General features: G+C 37.3%; 16 protein-coding genes and 2 pseudogenes. 11 read left to right on the forward strand and 7 right to left on the reverse strand.

Annotated elements, in window-relative coordinates; translation table 11 throughout:
• The first annotated feature begins 15 nt into the window (after positions 1 to 15).
• The 4 genes from mnmG to ACFIMM_RS01950 are packed head-to-tail and all read left to right on the forward strand — an operon-like array spanning position 16 to position 4,273.
• The gene (gene mnmG / locus ACFIMM_RS01935) at positions 16 to 1,884 is read left to right on the forward strand and encodes a tRNA uridine-5-carboxymethylaminomethyl(34) synthesis enzyme MnmG (protein ID WP_375639846.1); all 1,869 of its coding nucleotides are present in this window, start codon (positions 16 to 18) and stop codon (positions 1,882 to 1,884) included.
• Positions 1,884 to 2,531: a 16S rRNA (guanine(527)-N(7))-methyltransferase RsmG gene (gene rsmG / locus ACFIMM_RS01940; protein WP_375611339.1), complete on the forward strand. Its 648-nt coding sequence runs from the start codon at positions 1,884 to 1,886 to the stop codon at positions 2,529 to 2,531. The genes mnmG and rsmG overlap by 1 nt, the downstream gene beginning before the upstream one ends.
• A gap of 6 nt (positions 2,532 to 2,537) precedes the next feature.
• The gene (locus ACFIMM_RS01945) at positions 2,538 to 3,335 is read left to right on the forward strand and encodes a ParA family protein (RefSeq protein ID WP_273790170.1); all 798 of its coding nucleotides are present in this window, start codon (positions 2,538 to 2,540) and stop codon (positions 3,333 to 3,335) included.
• Positions 3,336 to 3,376: 41 nt separating this feature from the next.
• Positions 3,377 to 4,273: a ParB/RepB/Spo0J family partition protein gene (locus ACFIMM_RS01950; RefSeq protein ID WP_375612765.1), complete on the forward strand. Its 897-nt coding sequence runs from the start codon at positions 3,377 to 3,379 to the stop codon at positions 4,271 to 4,273.
• A gap of 23 nt (positions 4,274 to 4,296) precedes the next feature.
• On the opposite strand, the gene ACFIMM_RS01955 is transcribed toward ACFIMM_RS01950, so the two are convergent.
• The 7 genes and pseudogenes from ACFIMM_RS01955 to dapF form a co-directional block, all read right to left on the reverse strand.
• Complete coding sequence (locus ACFIMM_RS01955; protein ID WP_375611337.1) at positions 4,297 to 4,764, reverse strand: hypothetical protein; 468 nt, start codon at positions 4,762 to 4,764, stop codon at positions 4,297 to 4,299.
• A gap of 196 nt (positions 4,765 to 4,960) precedes the next feature.
• Positions 4,961 to 5,395: a hypothetical protein gene (locus ACFIMM_RS01960; RefSeq protein ID WP_375682595.1), complete on the reverse strand. Its 435-nt coding sequence runs from the start codon at positions 5,393 to 5,395 to the stop codon at positions 4,961 to 4,963.
• Positions 5,396 to 5,460: 65 nt separating this feature from the next.
• Complete coding sequence (gloB, locus tag ACFIMM_RS01965; RefSeq protein WP_375628534.1) at positions 5,461 to 6,222, reverse strand: hydroxyacylglutathione hydrolase; 762 nt, start codon at positions 6,220 to 6,222, stop codon at positions 5,461 to 5,463.
• 62 nt (positions 6,223 to 6,284) lie between these two features.
• Positions 6,285 to 6,865: pseudogene (locus ACFIMM_RS01970) on the reverse strand (septation protein A).
• A gap of 101 nt (positions 6,866 to 6,966) precedes the next feature.
• A pseudogene (gene ftsY / locus ACFIMM_RS01975) lies at positions 6,967 to 8,219 on the reverse strand (signal recognition particle-docking protein FtsY).
• Between the two features lie 14 nt (positions 8,220 to 8,233).
• Complete coding sequence (mtaB, locus tag ACFIMM_RS01980) at positions 8,234 to 9,517, reverse strand: tRNA (N(6)-L-threonylcarbamoyladenosine(37)-C(2))-methylthiotransferase MtaB (protein ID WP_375682596.1); 1,284 nt, start codon at positions 9,515 to 9,517, stop codon at positions 8,234 to 8,236.
• Entirely contained in the window at positions 9,517 to 10,368 is an 852-nt protein-coding gene (dapF, locus tag ACFIMM_RS01985; RefSeq protein WP_375682597.1) for a diaminopimelate epimerase, read from the reverse strand. Before dapF ends, mtaB begins: the two co-directional genes overlap by 1 nt.
• Positions 10,369 to 10,593: 225 nt before the next feature.
• On the opposite strand from dapF, the gene ACFIMM_RS01990 reads away from it, so the two are divergent.
• The 7 genes from ACFIMM_RS01990 (at position 10,594) to odhB (ending at position 20,288) form a co-directional block, all read left to right on the forward strand.
• Positions 10,594 to 11,139 (forward strand): AprI/Inh family metalloprotease inhibitor, encoded by a 546-nt coding sequence (locus ACFIMM_RS01990; protein WP_375620904.1) that lies wholly within the window; start codon positions 10,594 to 10,596, stop codon positions 11,137 to 11,139.
• A gap of 98 nt (positions 11,140 to 11,237) precedes the next feature.
• Positions 11,238 to 12,437, forward strand: a complete 1,200-nt coding sequence (gene zapE / locus ACFIMM_RS01995) for a cell division protein ZapE (protein WP_375682598.1) — start codon at positions 11,238 to 11,240, stop codon at positions 12,435 to 12,437.
• Between the two features lie 290 nt (positions 12,438 to 12,727).
• On the forward strand, positions 12,728 to 13,690 hold the full coding sequence (gene mdh / locus ACFIMM_RS02000; protein ID WP_375628541.1) for a malate dehydrogenase: 963 nt from the start codon (positions 12,728 to 12,730) through the stop codon (positions 13,688 to 13,690).
• Between the two features lie 88 nt (positions 13,691 to 13,778).
• Positions 13,779 to 14,975 carry an ADP-forming succinate--CoA ligase subunit beta gene (gene sucC / locus ACFIMM_RS02005; protein ID WP_375612755.1) on the forward strand — a complete coding sequence of 399 codons (1,197 nt, stop codon included), beginning with the start codon at positions 13,779 to 13,781 and terminating at the stop codon, positions 14,973 to 14,975.
• Positions 14,976 to 14,978: 3 nt separating this feature from the next.
• Complete coding sequence (gene sucD, locus ACFIMM_RS02010; RefSeq protein WP_375628543.1) at positions 14,979 to 15,881, forward strand: succinate--CoA ligase subunit alpha; 903 nt, start codon at positions 14,979 to 14,981, stop codon at positions 15,879 to 15,881.
• Positions 15,882 to 16,044: 163 nt separating this feature from the next.
• The gene (locus tag ACFIMM_RS02015) at positions 16,045 to 19,044 is read left to right on the forward strand and encodes a 2-oxoglutarate dehydrogenase E1 component (RefSeq protein ID WP_375628545.1); all 3,000 of its coding nucleotides are present in this window, start codon (positions 16,045 to 16,047) and stop codon (positions 19,042 to 19,044) included.
• Positions 19,045 to 19,076: 32 nt separating this feature from the next.
• Positions 19,077 to 20,288 (forward strand): 2-oxoglutarate dehydrogenase complex dihydrolipoyllysine-residue succinyltransferase, encoded by a 1,212-nt coding sequence (odhB, locus tag ACFIMM_RS02020; RefSeq protein ID WP_375682599.1) that lies wholly within the window; start codon positions 19,077 to 19,079, stop codon positions 20,286 to 20,288.
• Positions 20,289 to 20,305 lie beyond the last annotated feature (17 nt).

Below are 20,305 nucleotides of genomic sequence, written 5' to 3' on the forward strand. Positions count from 1 at the left end.
TACGGAATGAATTAAATGCAATCATATGATGTTGTTATTGTTGGTGGTGGTCATGCTGGCTGTGAAGCGGCTTCAGCTTCAGCACGTGTAGGAGCCAAAACAGCGCTTGTTACACATAAAATATCAGCACTGGGAACAATGTCGTGTAATCCTGCTATTGGTGGACTTGGAAAAGGGCATCTAGTTCGTGAAATAGATGCGTTAGATGGTCTTATGGGAAGAGCAGCAGATGCTGCTGGAATTCAGTTTAGACTACTTAATAGACGTAAAGGACCGGCAGTAAGAGGACCACGAACACAGGCAGATAGACAACTTTATAAAAAAGCAATTCAAAAATTATTAAAAGAACAAGAAAATCTTACTCTTATTGAGGATGAAGTTATTGATCTGGTTGTTAAAGATAATTGTGTATCAGGTGTTATTTTAAAAAAACAAGGAACAATTTTTTCTGGTGCTGTTGTTTTAACAACAGGTACGTTTTTAAATGGCTTTATTCATATTGGTAATAAAACATGGGCTGCTGGTCGTATGGGAGATCAGTCAAGTGTAAAACTTGCTGAACATTTGAAAAAATATCATATAAAACTTGGACGATTAAAAACAGGAACCCCTGCTCGTTTGAGTAAAAAAACAATTGCTTGGGAAGCTCTCCAAAAACAACAAGCAGATGAAAATCCCATACCCTTTTCTCTTTTAACAGAGAAAATTGAACAACCACAAATTGAATGTGCAATAACACGTACAAATGAGAAAACACATCAAATTATTCGCGAGAATATTTATCGCTCTGCTTTATATTCTGGAAATATTGAAGGGTTAGGACCACGTTATTGTCCTTCTGTTGAAGATAAAATTGTTAAATTTGGAGAACGTGATGGACATCAGATCTTTCTGGAACCAGAAGGATTAAATGATGATACTGTTTATCCAAATGGTCTTTCTACTTCTCTTCCTGAAGATGTACAAATTTCTCTATTGAAAACCATTGAAGGATTGGAAAATGCTATAGTTTTGCAACCTGGTTATGCTATTGAATATGATTTTGTTAATCCACAACAATTAACGAGAAACTTAGAATTACGTTCTTTACCGGGTTTGTTCTTAGCAGGCCAAATTAATGGTACAACAGGATATGAAGAAGCAGCAGCACAAGGACTTTTAGCTGGATTAAATGCTGCACGTAAAGTAGGTAAATTAGATGAAATACTTATAAGTCGTTCTACTGCTTATATTGGTGTTATGATTGATGATTTGGTTTCACGTGGTGTTTGTGAACCTTATAGGATGTTTACATCACGTGCTGAATTTCGTTTATCTTTACGATCTGATAATGCTGATACGCGTTTAACACCTTTGGCACAAAAATGGGGTATTGTGAGTAAAATACGTTGGGAATGTTATCAGAAAAAACAACAACGGCTTGATCAAGCACGATCAATATGTCAAAATCTTTTTTTAACACCCAATGAAGCTTCTGCTCATGGATTACATGTTAATCATGATGGAATTCGGCGTTCGGCTTATGATTTTCTTGCTTATCCTCATATGACCTTAGAGCGTCTTTCAGATTTTTGGCCACAATTAAAAACAATTGATTCTAAAACAGCAGAATCTTTAGAAATTGAAGCACAATATGCGGTTTATTTAGATAAACAAGCACAAGATATTGCCTCTCTTCAGAGAGATGAGCGTTTAGAAATTCCTTCTTCTCTCGATGTTCAGGCAATTTCAGGTCTTTCAAATGAACTTAAATCAAAAATTCAAGAAGTGTCGCCGCGTTCAATTGCTGATGCACAAAAAATTGATGGCATGACACCCGCCGCGTTATCGCTTATTATTACACATATTCAACGTCAACGACGTGAAAAGGCTAAAACAGCTTAATGAATTTTTCTACAGAAAAAAAATATCAACAATTATTAAATATTGTTCCTTCTGTTTCACGTGAAACGATGGAAAATTTAATTCAGTTTGAGTCTTTAATACTTCAGTGGAATGCACATATTAATTTGATATCTGCTACAACTATACCAGATCTATGGACACGACATATTCTAGATTCAGCACAAATTTTTCCTTTGTATGCTCATTCTTTACATTGGTGTGATTTAGGATCAGGAGGAGGTTTTCCTGCAATTGTGATTGCTATCTTTTTGAAAGAAAAAAAAGCAGGACATATTAATCTTGTTGAAAGTAATGGGAAAAAAGTTGCTTTTTTGCGAACAGTTATTGCTCAACTTAATCTTCCAGCAACGGTTTATCACGCTAGAATTGAAGATATATATCAAAAAATTCCCATATCTGATATTATAACAGCACGGGGATTAGCGCCGCTTGATACTCTTTTACAACTCATTTTTCCTTTATTAACAGAAAAAACAATAGCTCTTTTGCAAAAAGGTCGGGATTACGCTACAGAAATAAAAAATGCCTCTGCCAATTGGCACTTTGATCTGTTAAAACATAAAAGTAAAGTTGATGAAAATTCTGTTATTTTGGAAATTTCTCATATTCGATCATATAGAGGGTAGAGCAAAATGAGCGAAACACGAATTATCGCTATTGCAAACCAAAAGGGTGGAGTCGGAAAAACAACCACAGCAATTAATCTTGCTACAGCTTTAGCGGCTATTGGTGAAAATGTCCTTATTATGGATGTTGATCCACAAGGTAATGCTAGTACAGGTTTAGGGATTGATCGTAATAGCCGTCCTTTATCTTCTTATGATGTTTTGGTTTCGGGCGTTTCAATTACACAGGCGGCTTTAAAAACAGCCGTACCCAATCTTTATATAGTTCCCTCTACACTTGATCTCTTAGGTGTGGAAATGGAAATTTCTTCATCAAAAGATCGCATACAACGCTTACGTAAAGCTCTCTATGATGATCCGGAAATGGAAAAAAAATTCAATTATATTTTAATTGATTGTCCTCCCTCCCTTAATCTTTTAACACTTAATGCTATGGGGGCTGCGGATTCTGTTTTAGTGCCTATGCAGTGTGAATTTTTAGCACTTGAAGGTTTAAGTCAATTACTTGAAACAGTAAAACAAGTGCGATCCGTACTTAATCCATCTTTAGAGATCCAAGGTATTGTTCTAACAATGTATGATGGACGTAATAACCTTTCAAATCAAGTTGTTGAAGATGTACGTTCTTTTATGGGAGATAAAGTTTATCGTACTGTTATTCCACGAAATGTAAGAGTATCAGAAGCGCCTTCTTTTGGCAAACCTGTATTGCTTTATGATCTTAAATGTGCTGGGAGCCAAGCTTATTTGCGTCTAGCATCAGAAATGATTCAACGTGAAAAACAAGCACGTGCTGCTGCTTAAAAATGTAAAATTTTTTGTAAGAAAACTCAAAGAGCAAAATTATGAACGATGATCTATCAAAAAAAAGACTAGGACGTGGATTAGCGGCATTGATTGGAGATATCAATTTAAACAACAATATTGCACGTTCATCAAGCTTTGATAAATTAAATGAATCCGGTAGTCTTTCTGAGCGATTTATTTCTATTGAATCTATTTCATGTAATCCTCACAATCCTCGGCGTCATTTTACTGAAACAGAGCTTGATAATTTGACACAATCAATTCGTCAACACGGTGTGGTTCAACCGGTTATTGTGAGGCCTTTAAGAGATCATCCTCATCGGTTTGAATTGATTGCGGGTGAACGGCGCTGGCGTGCAGCACAACGTGCAAATTTAAGTCAATTACCCGTTATTATTCGTGATGTGGACGATAAAACGGCTTTGGAATTGGCAATTATTGAAAATGTTCAACGTGCAGATCTTAATCCTATCGAAGAAGCAAAGGGATATGAGATGCTTCTAAATGAACATGATTATACGCAAGTAGATTTAGCGCAAGTTATAGGAAAAAGTCGTAGTCATGTTGCAAATACGCTTCGTTTGTTAAAACTTCCAGAAAAAGTACAACAATTCTTAACTGATGGACAACTTTCTGCAGGTCATGCACGTTGTCTTATAACCGTTGATGATCCACAAAATTTAGCTGAGAAAATTATTCGTGAAGGGCTTTCAGTACGTCAAACAGAAATACTTGCATATGAGCAAGCTAATCCTAAAACTAAAAAGCGTACCAATACGGAGAAAGATGCTGAAACAAAATCTTTAGAAAAATTACTTGCAGATGTGATAGGAATGAAAGTTATTATTCGACATGGTAAAAAAGGTGGAGATTTAAAAATACATTACTCTTCATTAGAACAATTAGATGAAATTTGTCGGCGTTTACAAAGTTAATCAATTGTTCTAAAAAGATTTTTTTAACAGTTATCTTTTAAAATTTTTATTATTCTATACATATGCTCTTTAGCAAATTCTATATTTCTTGCAGGTAAAGAGTTTTTTTCATAAGTAGAATTTTCTTCATCAGTAAGTACATACAATGTCGCTTGAAGTGCTAGGTGAGCAACAACAAAATCTTTCGGTGTTATATTATTTTCTTTTAAAATATTTACAAGTTTTGGATTATTAAAAATATAGGAAGCGTATTTTTCAATATTATCATCATAAGTACTGAGATCACTTTTTGTATTTGTTTGTTCTGGTTCTGAAGATAAATTTCTACATTCTGCTTTGATTTTTTCCAGCTTTAAAAGAATATCTTCTGTTAAGGGATAATTTGCAATGAAAGGCGGTATAAAAGAAGGATCATCTATTTCTTGTTTTTTTTCTTGAGCGTATGATACAAAAGGAAAAATGAAGAAAAAACACAATAGAAGTTTAAACATGACGAAAAATTATCCTTTCTTTTTTGAATTTCAATAAATATTTTTCCGTCTGTTATTCTTTATTTTTAGAAAAACATTTGTAAATATAATCGAAATAAAAACAATTATTAGGAATGGTAAAAACACGGTGTTTTTTTAATGCACGTACTTTTTTATTAGATTAATGGGATAATATTTTTTAATGTCTCATAGCTGATTAGTTGCTCAAAATGAGTTTTTCACAGCTATTTAAAAGAATTGTTGCTTTGTAAAAATGTTTTTTAACAAATTCAAGATTGTTTAGAAATATAGTATTTTTCTCAGTAGAATATTCCTTTTCAGGTACAAATATGATAAGCGCTGATATTTCTTTAAGTGCTGAGGTTCCCGCAGCAAAATCTTTCGGTGTTATATTATTTTCTTTTAAAATATTCACAAGTTTTGGTTTACTAGAAATATAGGTAGTGTAGTTTTCAATACTAGAGTGGATACTAGAATCATAAGTTATAAGATTATTTTTTGTTTCTGGAAGTAAGTTTTTACATTCTTTTTCAATTTTTTCCAGCTTTAAAAGAAAATCTTCTGTTAAGGGATAATTTGCAATGAGAGGTGCTATAAGAGAAGAATTATCTGTTTCCTTTTCCTCTGCCATTGTTTGTTGAATATGTATCACGAAAAGAAAAAGCAGGAACAAACGTAATACGAACTTACGCATGGTTAAAAATTGTCCTTTCTTCTTCGAACTTCAGCAAAAACTTCTTCATCTGTTTTTTCTTCCATTACAAGGTTCTTTCGCAATACACTATCATCCCAGCGGAGAAAGGGATTGGTGGCTTTTTCTTGCCCTAAGGTTACTGGTAAAGTCATAGCGTTTTTTGCACGTAGCAAAAAAACTTCCTCTATTCTTTGGTGGAGTTTTTTATTATGTGGGTCAATTGTTAGTGCGAAAAGAGCGTTATTTTTTGTATATTCGTGTCCACAATAGAGAAGTGTTTCATCAGGAAGTTTACGAAGTTTTTTTAAAGAATTCAGCATTTGTGCTGGTTTTCCTTCGAAAAGACGTCCACAGCCCAATGAAAAAAGTGTATCTCCAGCAAAGAGTAAATTCTTTTCAGGAAAATAGTAAGATAATGCGCCTAGAGTATGACCAGGTGTTGAAAGAGCTAAAAGAAGGAGTGAGCCAAAAGAAAAACTTTCATCAGGTTGAAGTGTTTTATCAAGATGATTGATCTTTTCTTTTTCTGCTTCTGGTCCGATAACCGTAGCGTTGTAAACTTGTTTTAATTCTGATAGGGCTTCTACATGGTCGTGATGATGATGAGTTACAAAAATAGTGTTAAGTGTCCAATTGTGGCGCTTTAAGGCATTGTGAATCGCTTTGCCTTCAGGAGCATCTATTGCAGCTGTCATACCACTTTTTTCATCATGAAGGAGTACACCGAAATTGTCTTCTCGACAAATAAACTGTTCAATCAACATATTTTTTCTCCCGAACAGTGTTTGGCGATGAATCTATAAAATAATCGGTAGTGATGATTTTTTTAAGAATCAGATTTGTCCTCTTCTGTAAAAAGTCCTTTTGAATGTTTTATAATTATAGGCATTTGGGTAAGCATGAAAAGGACTGTTATAGGCATGACGCCAAATACTTTGAAACTTGTCCAGAAATTATCGCTAAAATTACGCCAAATTATTTCATTCAAAATGGCAAGAAAAATGAAAAAAACGCCCAACGATAGGTAAGTTTTTGCCAACCTAAATCATCAAGTTTTAAGGTAGAATCAAGAGCATAACGTAAAAGTGGTTTTTTAAAAAACATCCCTCCAAAAAGTATAAAAGCAAATAAGCTATTAATGATTGTTGGTTTCATTTTTATGAAAGTTTCATTATGAAGCCAGAGAGTTAGAAAGCCAAAAACTAAAACAAATATTCCTGAAATAAGAGGCATAATAGGAATTTGTCTTGCAAGGATCCATGATAAGCTTAGGGAAATAATAATAGCCACCATAAAAATAGCTGTTGCAGGGAAAATAGGCTTACTAAAATTTTGAAAAAATCCAATGTTTTTTATCAGCCATTCTCCCTTATAATTGGCAAAAAAGAAGGCAACCAATGGACCCATTTCCAAAAGAAACTTAAGTGTTGGTGAGAGAGAAATTTTTTTATTGTTATTCATCTTTTTTTCAGAATTATTGTGTAAATTAAGATTAGATAAAGGCTGTTTCATGCGTGTTTTCCTGCAATAGTTTCGGCAAAGTCAGAAGCAGAAAAGGGTTGAAGGTCTTCAATATCTTCTCCTATACCGATAAAATAAACGGGTAATTTATATTTTGCTGCGATAGCGACAAGAATTCCTCCTCGTGCAGTCCCATCTAGCTTTGTCATAACTAAACCATTAACACCAGCAATATCACTGAAAATGTCCACTTGGTTGAGTGCATTTTGTCCGGTTGTTGCATCAAGAGTTTGAAGGATTGTGTGGGGTGCTTGGGGGGTGTGTTTTTTTAAAACACGAATAATTTTTGCCAACTCATCCATTAATTCAGATTTATTTTGTAAACGCCCTGCTGTATCAATAATTAATACATCACTGTTTGTTTTTTTGCTTTTTCATAAGCATCAAATGCTAAGCTGGCGGCATCTGCACCCAATTTTGTCGAAATAACAGGAGAATTGGTACGTTCACCCCAAATGTGTAGTTGCTCAATAGCAGCGGCTCGGAAAGTATCACCTGCTGCCAGCATAACTTTTAATCCCCCTTCTGTTAATTTGGCTGAAAGTTTTCCAATAGTTGTCGTTTTTCCAGTGCCATTTACACCTACCAGCAAAATAACATGAGGTTTATGGCTGAGATCAAGTTCTAATGGTATTGCAACAGGTTCCAGAACTTTTTTGACCTCATCAGCTACAATAGTATGAATATCATCTGGGGAGAGGTTTTTTCCGTAACGACTGGAAGCTAAAGTATTTGTGATGCGTGTTGCCGTCTCTACACCTATGTCAGCTTGGATAAGAATATCTTCGAGCTCTTGCAGTGTATCTTCATCAAGTTTTCTTTTAACAAAGAGATCGCCAATTGATCCGCTTAGGCGTTGTGAAGAAAGGGATAGGCCTTTTTTAAGGCGCCCAAACCACGCTGTCTTTTTTTGTTCAACAGAAGGTTCAGATAAAATTTCTTCATTCTTTTTTTCACGGATGTTGTTTGTGACAATAATTTTACCAGAAAAGGGAATTTTATCAGAATGGGATTCTAGAAATGGAGATTTTTCATCATATTTTGTAAGTATTGACTCTGGATTTTTTGTTTGTTCTTCTTTTTCTGTGTTTATAGAGATTTGATTATTTTTTGTCTTTTCATTTTTGTCTTTATTTTCTTCTATTATATCGCTTTTATCAGGAATAGAAATCTGTTGTTCAATTTCTTGCTCTTGAGATTTGTTAAAAGAGAATATTTTTTTTATAAAAGATTTAGTCATAAGAATTCTCCTGCTCAAGCAGCGTTTAATTTTGGAGGGACAGCAATCAATTTATCGCCATCATGATCAACGATAAGGGCTTGAACAATTGTTCCTGCTTTTGCACCTTTAACTTGTACAAGAGTATAATCTTCTGTTCGTCCGATTTCATCTTTTTCAACGAGAATTGTTTGTAGACTGTTTTGTAAATGAGCAAGATGCTTTTGGTAAGCCATATCACCTGCTTTACGCAATTTTTCAGCACGCAGCTTAACTATTTTACGGTTGATTTGTGGCATACGTGCGGCAGGTGTTCCTTCTCTTGGACTAAAGGGGAAGACATGGAGATGGGTTAAATTACAATCTTTGATTAAGGCAAGACTATTTTGAAACATCTCTTCTGTTTCTGTAGGAAAACCAGCAATTAAGTCGGCACCATAAACCATTGTAGAACGTTTGGCACGCAATTCTTGGCAAAATTGAATGGCATGTTCGCGCAGATGACGCCGTTTCATCCGTTTTAAAATCATATTATCACCTGCTTGCAAAGATAAATGCAAATGGGGCATGATTCTTGTTTCATAAGCTAAAAGATTTATGAGTTCTTCGTCTGCTTCAATAGAGTCAATAGATGAGAGGCGTAATCGGGCTAAGTCAGGGACATGATGCAAAATAGCTGAAGTTAATTTTCCTAGAGTAGCTTTTCCAGGAAGATCGTGGCCATAACTTGTAAGGTCAACACCTGTAAGGACCACTTCTTGGATACCCCCACCTATCAGCTTTTTAATTTGTTCTATGACAGCACCCATGGGAACTGAACGAGATGGTCCTCGTCCATAAGGAATAATGCAAAATGTACAGCGGTGATCGCATCCGTTTTGTACCTGTACAAAAGCGCGGGTGCGCTCTTGCATTGCACTGACCATATGTGGAGCAATTTTTTGTACTTCCATAATGTCATTGATATGCACCTTTTCAGAATGATTAATACCAAAATCAGGAAGTTGACGATAAGAATGAGCGTGAAGTTTATCTTCGTTTCCTAAAACAAGATCTACTTCTGTCATTGAGGCAAAATTTTGTGCTTCTGTTTGGGCTGCACACCCTGTTACAATGATACGCGCATGAGGATTTTCACGTCTTGCTTTGCGGATAGCTTGTTTTGCTTGTCGTACGGCTTCGGCAGTGACAGCGCAGGTATTAAAAATAATAGCACCATCTTTAAGCTGGTCTAGCCCTGAAGAAGTGCTTTCTTTGCGAATTATTTCCGATTCGTAACTATTGAGTCGACAACCAAAAGTTACAATTTCTACTGCCATCAGGAGTGATCCTTTTTGTAGCACCCTGTTAAAGGGCTTAAAAAACCACTAAATTGATATTTTATTGGTCCTGTCATGATAATATGATCATCTTCTCGGTAAAAAATATTAAGTGTTCCCTTTGGTAAATTCACATCAACATGGCGCTCTGTAAGTCCACGACGATAAGCAGCCACAGCACTTGCACAAGCAGCACTCCCACATGCTTGTGTTAATCCTGCCCCTCGCTCCCATGTACGTAAATTTAGACTTTTCTTTGACGTTATGCAAGCAATGGAAATATTGCACCGTTCGGGAAACAGGGGATCATGTTCAAGTTTTGGCCCATATTTTTCTAATGGAATATGTTGAATATCATTTTCAACAAAAAAGATAGCATGGAGATTGCCAATGGATATGAGACAAGCGTCTTTTAGGGGACCAGCGATAATTTCTACGTGATTGGTATCAACTATTTCACGTGAAACAGGCATCTCTTTTGCATTGAAATTTGGGCATCCCATATCAACAGAAATGAGATTATCGGTTTGGTATTTTCCTTCAATAATTCCAGCGGGAGTTTCTAAATGAAATTTTTCACCAAAATTGTGATCTTTAAGCCATGCGATGACACAGCGGGTACCATTGCCACAAGCTTTAGCCATTGATCCGTCGGCATTCCATATTTCTATGCGGAAGTCGGTTTTTTTCTGGGTTGGTGTGTGGATAGCCATGATTTGATCAAAATGCATTTCAGGATCTGCCGACAAAGCAAGGATTGCTTGTGGTGTAAGAGCGTATGTGCTTTCACGCATATCAACAACAATAATTTGATTTCCAAGACCGTCCATTTTGCTAAATGGCGTTTTCATGAAACTTCTCTATTTCTAATGATTACTTATAAAAAGATATATGACTGAAAATATTATAAATTTCTAGTGTTTAATAAATATAAAATTGGGCACATAAATTATTTCTTTTAAAATAAGTGATTTTAACCTGTTTTTTTTAATTTGTTAATTTATCTTTGTAACTATAACAAATATTCGCTTAATTTTTTTGTGAACTTATTTATTGTCGTGGGAGAGAGTACAGACATGGCGTTTTCAAAAGTTTCGTTTTTCGTTGCACTATCAACTGTAATGTTTTTAGGGGGATGTTCAACAACACGGTTTGATGGTAATGACGATGGTAACGCATTAGAAGTTTTTTATCCATCTCAACAAATGACAATATTAGAAGCGTCTGATCTGTCGTCTACTTCTTCGTCGATATCTGAAGATGCAAACGCTCCGATGTATGAAAAAGGAGATTCTCAGAGCGATGGACGAATGGCTAGTCTCGAATTGCCAAGTAATGCTACTGATTTATTTCCTGCAAGTGTTGCTGGGGTGTGGAATCTTTCTATGGGAGGAAAAGTTTGCCGGATTGCAACTCCACAAACAAAGTTTGGACAAGGGTACCGTGCTGGTCCTTTACACTGTCCAGGAATTGCTTCCCAAGTGAGATCGTGGGCTGTTAAAGGAAAAAGATTATATTTTTATAATAACTCTGGACGTGTTATCCTCGTTCTTTATTCTTCAAATGTTGATCGTTTTGAGGGACGTACACTTGATGATCATCCCGTTATTTTAAGTCGTTAAATCATTTTTGATCGTTTATGACAAACTAAACTAGACGGACAGATTCTTGAAAAGTATTTGTATTTTTCATTGAGATCGGTTTGAAAAAGGTTTTTTGGATGATTCTCGTTTCAACACGTTATAAGGAGCTTGTCGCTAAAGGAGAGGTTTGTTTTGATCCCGCTCAATTAGCTATAACAGAATATTTTGATCATTTATTAAAGAAAATTGCGGAACAAAATATCTCTCATCCTTTGCCTTGGATATTTTGCTCTTTCTTTAACAGAATATTTAAAAGGAAAAAACAAAATATTTCTTGTGTTGTAAAACAAGGAGATGAAACAGGTTTTTTTCAGGGACTGTATATTTATGGTGAAGTAGGACGGGGCAAAACCATGCTGATGGATTTGTTCTTTTCTTGTTTGCCTAAAGGTCATAAAAAGCGTGCCCATTTTAATGATTTTATGGCTGATGTGCATGAGCGTATTAATTTTTATCGTCAAGCATCTGGGTGTGCAAAATTTAAACAAGATAATCCTATTTTAGCTGTTGCTGAGGATCTTGCACGAGAAGCAAAAGTACTTTGTTTTGATGAGTTTAGTGTAACGGATATTGCTGATGCTATGGTATTGGGGCGGCTTATTTCTGCTCTGTTTGATAAAGGAATTTTCTTTATTGCGACTTCAAATGTGGCGCCGGATAACCTTTATTGTAACGGTTTGAATCGTGAGCTCTTTTTGCCTTTTATTCAAGTTTTGAAAGCATATGTTCGTGTTGTTAATCTTGATGCAAAAACAGATTATCGCCTTGAAAAATCAAATCTACAACAGATGTATGTGTCGCCGTTGGGGGTCCCGGCAAATGAATATATGGATCAAGCATGGACACTTGTATTGCAAGGACATAAGGAGACATCTGATGAGCTTTCTATAAAAGGGCGCATTATTCCTATTCCGCGCTTTGGTGCAGGATGTGCTCGTTTTGATTATGGGGATTTATGTGAAAAGCCTTTGGCCGCGGCTGAATATTTGTTATTAGGGGAGCGTTATCATACGATTTTTATTGATAATGTACCGGTCATGGATGATACATGTCGCAATGAAACAAAACGGTTTATTTTGCTTATTGATATTCTTTATGAGCGCCACATACGGTTGTTTATGTCGGCAGCCGCAGGGATAGGGGATTTGTATAAAGGGCATGCGCAGATTACGGAAACATTTGAATTTCAAAGAACACAATCACGTCTTTTCGAAATGCAAAGCTACGATTATTTAAAACTTTGGGAAGAACATTTTCTTTTGAAGAAGAAGCATTGATTATACTTTTACCTTTACGTAAACTGTCAAAACAATAACTTTTTGAAATTAAAGAAATATAATAATTCTGTTGTATTTTTTTTTAAATTCACTTTATCGATACATCGTGATAATTTTCTAATAGTTGTTTCAGCGGAGGGTTGTTGTTTCTGTAAGGAGAGAAATTTGTAAATTTCATTTCTTTACTCCTTTTTATGATATTGTTTGAATATGGTTGAAGTCAAAAATATTCAGTATACGGACGTTGATTGGGTGTGCGCTGAATTATCTAAAAGTTAGGAAAAAATAAAATGGCACGGAAAAAAATAGCTCTCATTGGTTCAGGTATGATTGGTGGTACTTTAGCACATATTATTGGGCTTAAAGAGCTTGCTGATGTGGTCTTATTTGATATTACAGAAGGTGTGCCACAAGGTAAGGCTCTAGATATAGCCGAATCTTCTCCTGTTGATGGTTTTGATATCAGTCTAAAAGGTGCTAATGCTTATGAAGCAATTGAAGGTGCTGATGTTGTTATTGTAACAGCAGGCGTTGCGCGAAAACCTGGTATGAGTCGTGATGAACTTTTGGGCATTAATTTAAAGGTTATGGAACAAGTTGGAGCTGGAATTAAAAAATACGCTTCTTCAGCGTTTGTTATTTGTATTACCAATCCCCTTGATGCGATGGTGTGGGCATTGCAGAAATTTTCAGGTCTCCCTACACATAAAGTGGTTGGTATGGCTGGTGTTCTTGATTCAGCGCGTTTTCGTCATTTCTTATCTGAGGAATTTAAGGTCTCTATTAAAGATGTGACAGCGTTTGTTTTAGGGGGCCACGGTGATACAATGGTTCCTCTCGTGCGTTATTCAACGGTTGGTGGTATTTCTTTGCCTGATCTTATAAAGATGGGCTGGACAACACAGGGAAGAATTGATCAAATTATCCAGCGTACCCGTGATGGCGGTGCAGAAATTGTTGGTTTGTTAAAAACAGGTTCTGCTTATTATGCACCAGCAGCTTCTGCTGTTTCTATGGCTGAGGCCTACCTAAAGGATACTAAGCGTGTTGTGCCTGTTGCAGCTTATCTTTCAGGAGAATATGGGGTTAATGATACCTATGTTGGGGTACCTGTTGTACTTGGTGCAGGTGGTGTTGAACGAGTCATTGAAATTGATCTTGATAAAGAAGAAAGAGGTGCTTTTGATCATTCAGTAAATGCGGTTAAAAAGCTTTGTGAAGCTTGTATTGCTCTTGTACCTAGTCTCAAGTAAATTGAACAAGATTTAATTCATTAAAATAAGTATTTAGAATGTTAAAACTTTAGGATTAATAAGATCCATAAAAGAAAAGGACAAATGCATGAATATCCATGAGTATCAGGCCAAACGTCTGCTTCATGAATATGGAGCACCAATTGCAAATGGTGTCGCTGTTTATTCTGTAGAGCAAGCTGAAAAATGGGCGGAAAAATTGCCCGGACCTCTCTATGTGGTTAAAAGTCAGATACACGCTGGTGGTCGTGGTAAGGGTAAGTTTAAAGAGCTTGGTCCTGATGCAAAGGGTGGTGTTCGGCTTGCACAATCTGTTGAAGAAGTTGTTGCAAATGTTCAAGAAATGCTTGGAAAAACTTTGGTAACCAAACAAACTGGTCCAGAGGGTAAGCAGGTCAACCGCCTTTATATTGAAGATGGTGCCGATATTGAACGGGAGCTTTATCTTTCACTTTTGGTTGATCGTAGCGTTGGTCGAATTGCTTTTGTTGTTTCAACAGAAGGTGGAATGGATATTGAAACGGTTGCTGAAGAGACACCAGAAAAAATATTCACGCTTCCCATTGATGCTGTAGAGGGTGTTACTTCTGCTGATTGTGCAAGACTTTGTGATGCGTTGAAACTACAAAGTAGTGCGCGAGAAGATGGTGAAAAGCTTTTTCCGATTCTCTATAAGGCATTTTGTGAAAAAGATATGAGCCTTTTAGAAATCAATCCGCTTATTGTGATGAAAGATGGTCACTTGCGTGTTCTTGATGCGAAAGTTTCTTTTGATAATAATGCTCTGTTTCGTCATCCAGATATTTTAGAATTGCGCGATCTTTCAGAAGAAGATCCAAAGGAAATAGAAGCATCAAAGCATGATCTTGCTTATGTTGCTCTTGAGGGTACGATTGGTTGCATGGTTAATGGTGCTGGGCTTGCTATGGCAACAATGGATATCATTAAGCTTTATGGAGCAGAGCCAGCGAATTTTTTGGATGTTGGTGGTGGAGCATCAAAAGAAAAGGTGACAGCTGCTTTTAAAATTATTACGGCCGATCCAAATGTTAAGGGCATTTTGGTTAACATTTTTGGTGGTATTATGCGTTGTGATGTCATTGCTGAAGGTGTGGTTGCTGCTGTTCGTGAGGTTGGTTTAAAGGTTCCCTTGGTTGTTCGTCTTGAAGGTACTAATGTTGAGCAAGGTAAAGCAATTATCAATGAGAGTGGTTTGAATGTTATTCCTGCTGATGATTTAGATGATGCTGCCCAAAAAATTGTTGCAGCCGTGAAGGGAGCTTAAGCTATGTCAATTCTTGTGAATAAAGAGACAAAAGTTCTAGTTCAAGGGCTTACAGGAAAAACAGGAACGTTTCATACAGAACAGGCGCTTGCTTATCATGGTACGCAAATGGTTGGTGGCGTTAATCCTAAAAAGGGTGGAGAAACATGGGAAGGTTCAGAAGGCGAAACTCTTCCTATTTTCGCTAATGTTGCAGAAGCAAAAGAAAAAACAGGTGCAGATGCTTCCGTTATTTATGTTCCTCCTGCAGGGGCTGCTGCAGCTATTATAGAGGCTATAGAAGCTGAAGTTCGTTTAATTATCTGTATTACGGAAGGTATTCCCGTTATGGATATGGTTAAAGTGAAGGCGCGATTAGAAAACTCAAAGTCTCGTCTTATTGGTCCTAATTGTCCCGGTATTCTTACACCAAATGAATGTAAAATTGGTATTATGCCTGGTTCTATTTTTAGAAAAGGTTCTGTTGGGGTTGTCTCGAGGTCGGGAACTTTAACTTATGAAGCCGTTTTTCAAACGAGTCAGGAAGGTCTCGGACAAACAACTGCTATAGGGATTGGTGGCGATCCTGTTAAGGGCACTGAATTTATTGATGTGTTGGAAATGTTTTTAGCGGATGATGAAACCGAGTCTATTGTTATGATTGGTGAGATTGGTGGTTCTGCTGAAGAAGAAGCAGCACAGTTTTTGCAAGATGAAGCAAGAAAAGGTCGTAAAAAGCCAGTTGTTGGCTTTATTGCTGGCCGTACGGCTCCTCCAGGACGGACAATGGGACATGCTGGTGCTGTTATTTCTGGTGGTAAAGGTGGAGCAGAAGATAAAATTGCGGCAATGGAATCAGCAGGGATTCGTGTATCTTCTTCGCCATCACAGATAGGTAAGACTTTGATGTCAGTTTTGAAAGGCTAAAAGAAAGTTTCACCTGAATAAGAAAAGGTTCTTAGATTCAGGTGAAAAAGCTTGAGTATAAAAAGGTAAAACTTTTTTGAATGTTCGAATCACTGCTTGTTTGTAAGCATTTAAAGGTCAAAAAGAGATATAAGGAGACGGAATAAATGTTCCGGAGAAGTATATGGCAAGGCAGGACGAAATAAATAGCCTTTTTGCACAGACATCATTTCTTTATGGTGGGAATGCGGATTATATAGATCAACTTTATGCTCAATATGAAAAAGATCCTACCAGTGTTGATTCACAGTGGCGTGCTTTTTTTGAAGGACTTCATGATAATAAAGAAGATGTTCTTAAAAATGCTGAAGGAGCAACATGGCAGCGTGATCATTGGCCATTAAAAGCAGAGGGTGAATTGATTTCTGCTCTTGATGGTGATTGGTCTTCTCTTGAAAAATATTTTGGCGATAAATTAAAGGAAAAAGCAATAACAGGTGCTGCACAAAAGGGAAAAACTTCCAGTGAACAAGATATTATTCGTGCAACACGTGATTCCGTTCATGCAATTATGATGATTCGTGCGTTTCGAGAACGGGGACATCTTCATGCGCAACTTGACCCTCTTCAATTGGCCGAAAAACAAGAAGATTATAAGGAACTTTCTCCAGAAGCTTATGGTTTTACTCCAGCTGATTACGAGCGTCCCATTTTTATTGATAATGTTTTAGGGTTGGAATATGCAACTATTCCGCAAATGCTTGAGATTCTCAATCGTACCTATTGTTCAACAATCGGTGTGGAATATATGCATGTTTCTGATCCGGTTCAGAAAGTATGGCTTCAAGAACGCATTGAAGGGCGAGATAAAAAAAATTCTTTCACACAACAAGACAAGAAAGCTATTCTGAATAAGCTTATTCAGGCAGAGGGATTCGAACAGTTTTTAGACACTAAATATAAAGGTACAAAGCGTTTTGGACTCGATGGTGGTGAGGCGCTGATTCCCGCTCTTGAACAGATTATCAAATGTGGTAGTGCTTTGGGGGTTAGGGAAGTTATTTTAGGAATGGCACATCGTGGTCGTTTAAATGTTCTTTCACAAGTTCTTGCCAAACCGCATAGGGCTATTTTTCATGAATTCAAAGGGGGATCTTACAAGCCTGATGATGTGGAGGGATCCGGTGATGTCAAATATCATTTGGGAACTACCGCTGATCTGGACTTTGATGGTAAAAAAGTTCATTTATCGCTGTTAGCCAATCCATCTCATCTTGAGATTGTTGATCCGGTTGTCATGGGAAAAGCACGTGCTAAACAAGATCAACTTATGGGACCTGCGCATACTGATTTACTCCCATTAAGTGAGCGTTCAAAAGTGATGCCATTGCTTATTCATGGTGATGCCGCTTTTGCAGGACAAGGCGTTATCCAAGAAACTTTTGGTCTTTCAGGTCTTAAAGGTTATCGTGTTGCAGGCTCACTTCATGTTATTATCAATAACCAGATTGGTTTTACAACATCTCCACGTTTTTCACGTTCTTCGCCTTATCCATCAGATGTCGCAAAAATGATTGATGCACCAATTTTCCATGTGAATGGTGATGATCCTGAGGCGGTTGTTTTTGTTGCCAAAATAGCAACAGAGTTTCGCCAAATTTTCCATAAACCAGTGGTTATTGATATGTTTTGTTATCGCCGTTATGGGCATAATGAAGGTGATGAACCTTCCTTTACGCAGCCGCTTATGTATAAAGCAATTCGTAATCATAAAACAACACTTCAACTTTATAGTGACCAATTGGTAGCAGAAGGAATGATTTCTTCAGAAGAGATTGAGCAACAAAAAAAATTATGGCGCGATAAGCTTGAAGGTGAACTTGAAGCGAGTGCTTCTTATAAGCCTAATAAGGCTGATTGGCTTGATGGAAGCTGGACGGGACTCAAAGCTTTTAGTAGTTCTGATGAGCAGCATTCTAGAGCAACCGGTGTTGAAGTAAAAACTTTAAAGGAAATTGGTCAGAAAATTGTTGAAATTCCGGCGAATTTTCACGTTCACAAAACCATTCAACGTTTTTTAAATAATCGTGCTAAAATTTTTGAAACCGGTGAGGGTGTTGACTGGGCAACCGCTGAAGCTTTAGCTTTTGGTTCACTTTGTTTGGAAGGTGCACCGGTTCGTCTTTCCGGTGAAGATGTTGAACGGGGAACTTTTTCACAACGTCATTCAGTTCTTTATGACCAAGAAAATGAGGCGCGTTATATTCCTTTGAATCATTTACAAAAGGGGCAAGCGCTTTATGACGTTGTTAATTCTATGCTTTCTGAAGAAGCTGTTCTTGGTTTTGAATATGGATATTCTCTTGCTGAACCACGAGGATTAACACTTTGGGAAGCACAATTTGGTGATTTCTCTAATGGTGCACAGGTCATTTTTGATCAATTTATTTCATCCGCAGAGCGTAAGTGGCTTCGTATGTCTGGTCTTGTGTGTTTATTGCCTCATGGTTTTGAAGGGCAAGGGCCGGAGCATTCTTCTGCACGTTTAGAACGGTTTCTTCAACTTTGTGCGGAAGATAATATGCAGGTTGCTAATTGTACAACCCCTGCAAATTATTTTCATATTTTGCGTCGACAAATTAAGCGTGATTTCCGGAAGCCATTGATTTTGATGACACCGAAATCACTTTTACGTCATAAGAGAGCTGTTTCTTTTCTCAATGAAATGGGGCCAGAAACAAGTTTTTGTCGTGTGTTGCTTGATGATGCAGAATGTCTCAGAGATTCTGTCATTAAGTTGCAAAAAGATAATAAGATTCGCCGTGTCGTTCTTTGTACTGGTAAGGTTTATTACGACCTTTATGAAGAACGTGAAAAAAGGGGTATTGATGATGTTTACCTCCTTCGTGTTGAACAGCTTTATCCTTTCCCTGCAAAAGTTTTGGTGAATGTATTATCGCGCTTTTTGCAGGCGGAAGTTTTTTGGTGCCAAGAGGAACCAAAAAACATGGGGGCTTGGTCATTTATTGAGCCTTATTTGGAATGGGTTTTGACGCATATTAATGCGCAATATTCACGTGCTCGTTATGCAGGACGTCCTGCGAGTGCGTCACCGGCCTCTGGGTTAATGGTGAAACACCTTGAACAACTGGCTGCGTTTCTTAAAGACGCGTTAGGTTCTTAATTTATTACTACTCTGATGTATGGAAAAATATTATGACTACTGAAATTCGTGTTCCTACTTTGGGCGAATCGGTTACCGAAGCAACGGTTGGCAAATGGTTTAAAAAACTTGGCGAAGCTGTCGCTATGGATGAGCCTTTGGTTGAATTAGAAACTGATAAGGTAACCGTTGAAGTTCCTTCTCCTGTTGCTGGGAAATTATCTGAAATCATTGCAAAAGAAGGCGATACGGTTGAAGTAAATGCTCTTTTAGGAGTGGTGAAAGCTGGAGAAGCTGGTATCTCCCAATCACTTTCACCTTCTGCTACACTTGTTCCAGCGGCTTCATCTGAATCGAAGAAGCCTGCTTTGAGCAGTGCAATGCCTCCTTCTCCTTCAGCAGCAAAATTGATGGCTGAAAATAATGTTGCAAAAAGCGATATTTCAGGTTCTGGAAAACGTGGACAAATTCTTAAAGAAGATGTTCTTGGTGGATTAAAACAAAGTACAAATGCTCCTACACCCTCTTCTTCTGCGATGAGTTCTTCGGCACCTCCTGTCCAAGAAACACGTGAAGAGCGGGTTCGTATGACGAAATTGCGTCAAACAATTGCTCGCCGTCTTAAAGATGCACAAAATGTAGCAGCAATGTTAACCACATTTAATGAGGTTGATATGTCAGCGGTGATGGATTTGCGCAAGCGTTATAAGGATCTTTTTGAAAAGAAACATGGTGTTAAGCTTGGTTTTATGGGTTTTTTTACCAAGGCTGTTTGTCATGCATTAAAAGAACTTCCTGCTGTTAATGCAGAGATTGATGGGACAGATATTGTTTACAAAAACTATGTCAATGTTGGAATTGCTGTTGGAACGGATAAAGGGCTTGTTGTTCCAGTGGTGCGAGATGCAGATCAAATGTCATTGGCAGAGATTGAAAAAGAGATTGGTCGTTTGGGGCGTCTTGCGCGTGATGGAAAATTAGCCGTTTCTGATATGCAGGGCGGAACTTTTACCATTACCAATGGTGGTGTGTATGGATCGTTGATGTCAACACCGATTTTGAATGCACCACAATCTGGTATTTTGGGAATGCATGCGATTAAAGAGCGAGCAATGGTTGTTGAGGGTCAAGTTGTGATCCGCCCCATGATGTATTTAGCGCTTTCTTATGATCACCGTATTGTGGATGGGCAAGAAGCTGTGACTTTCCTTGTGCGTGTTAAGGAAAGCTTAGAAGATCCGGAACGCCTTGTTCTTGATTTGTAAAATACAGTTTTCAGGAT

Origin of the sequence: Bartonella sp. AP258QHHD (assembly GCF_042196145.1) — a bacterium.
In the GTDB taxonomy this organism is placed as follows: Bacteria; Pseudomonadota; Alphaproteobacteria; order Rhizobiales; family Rhizobiaceae; genus Bartonella.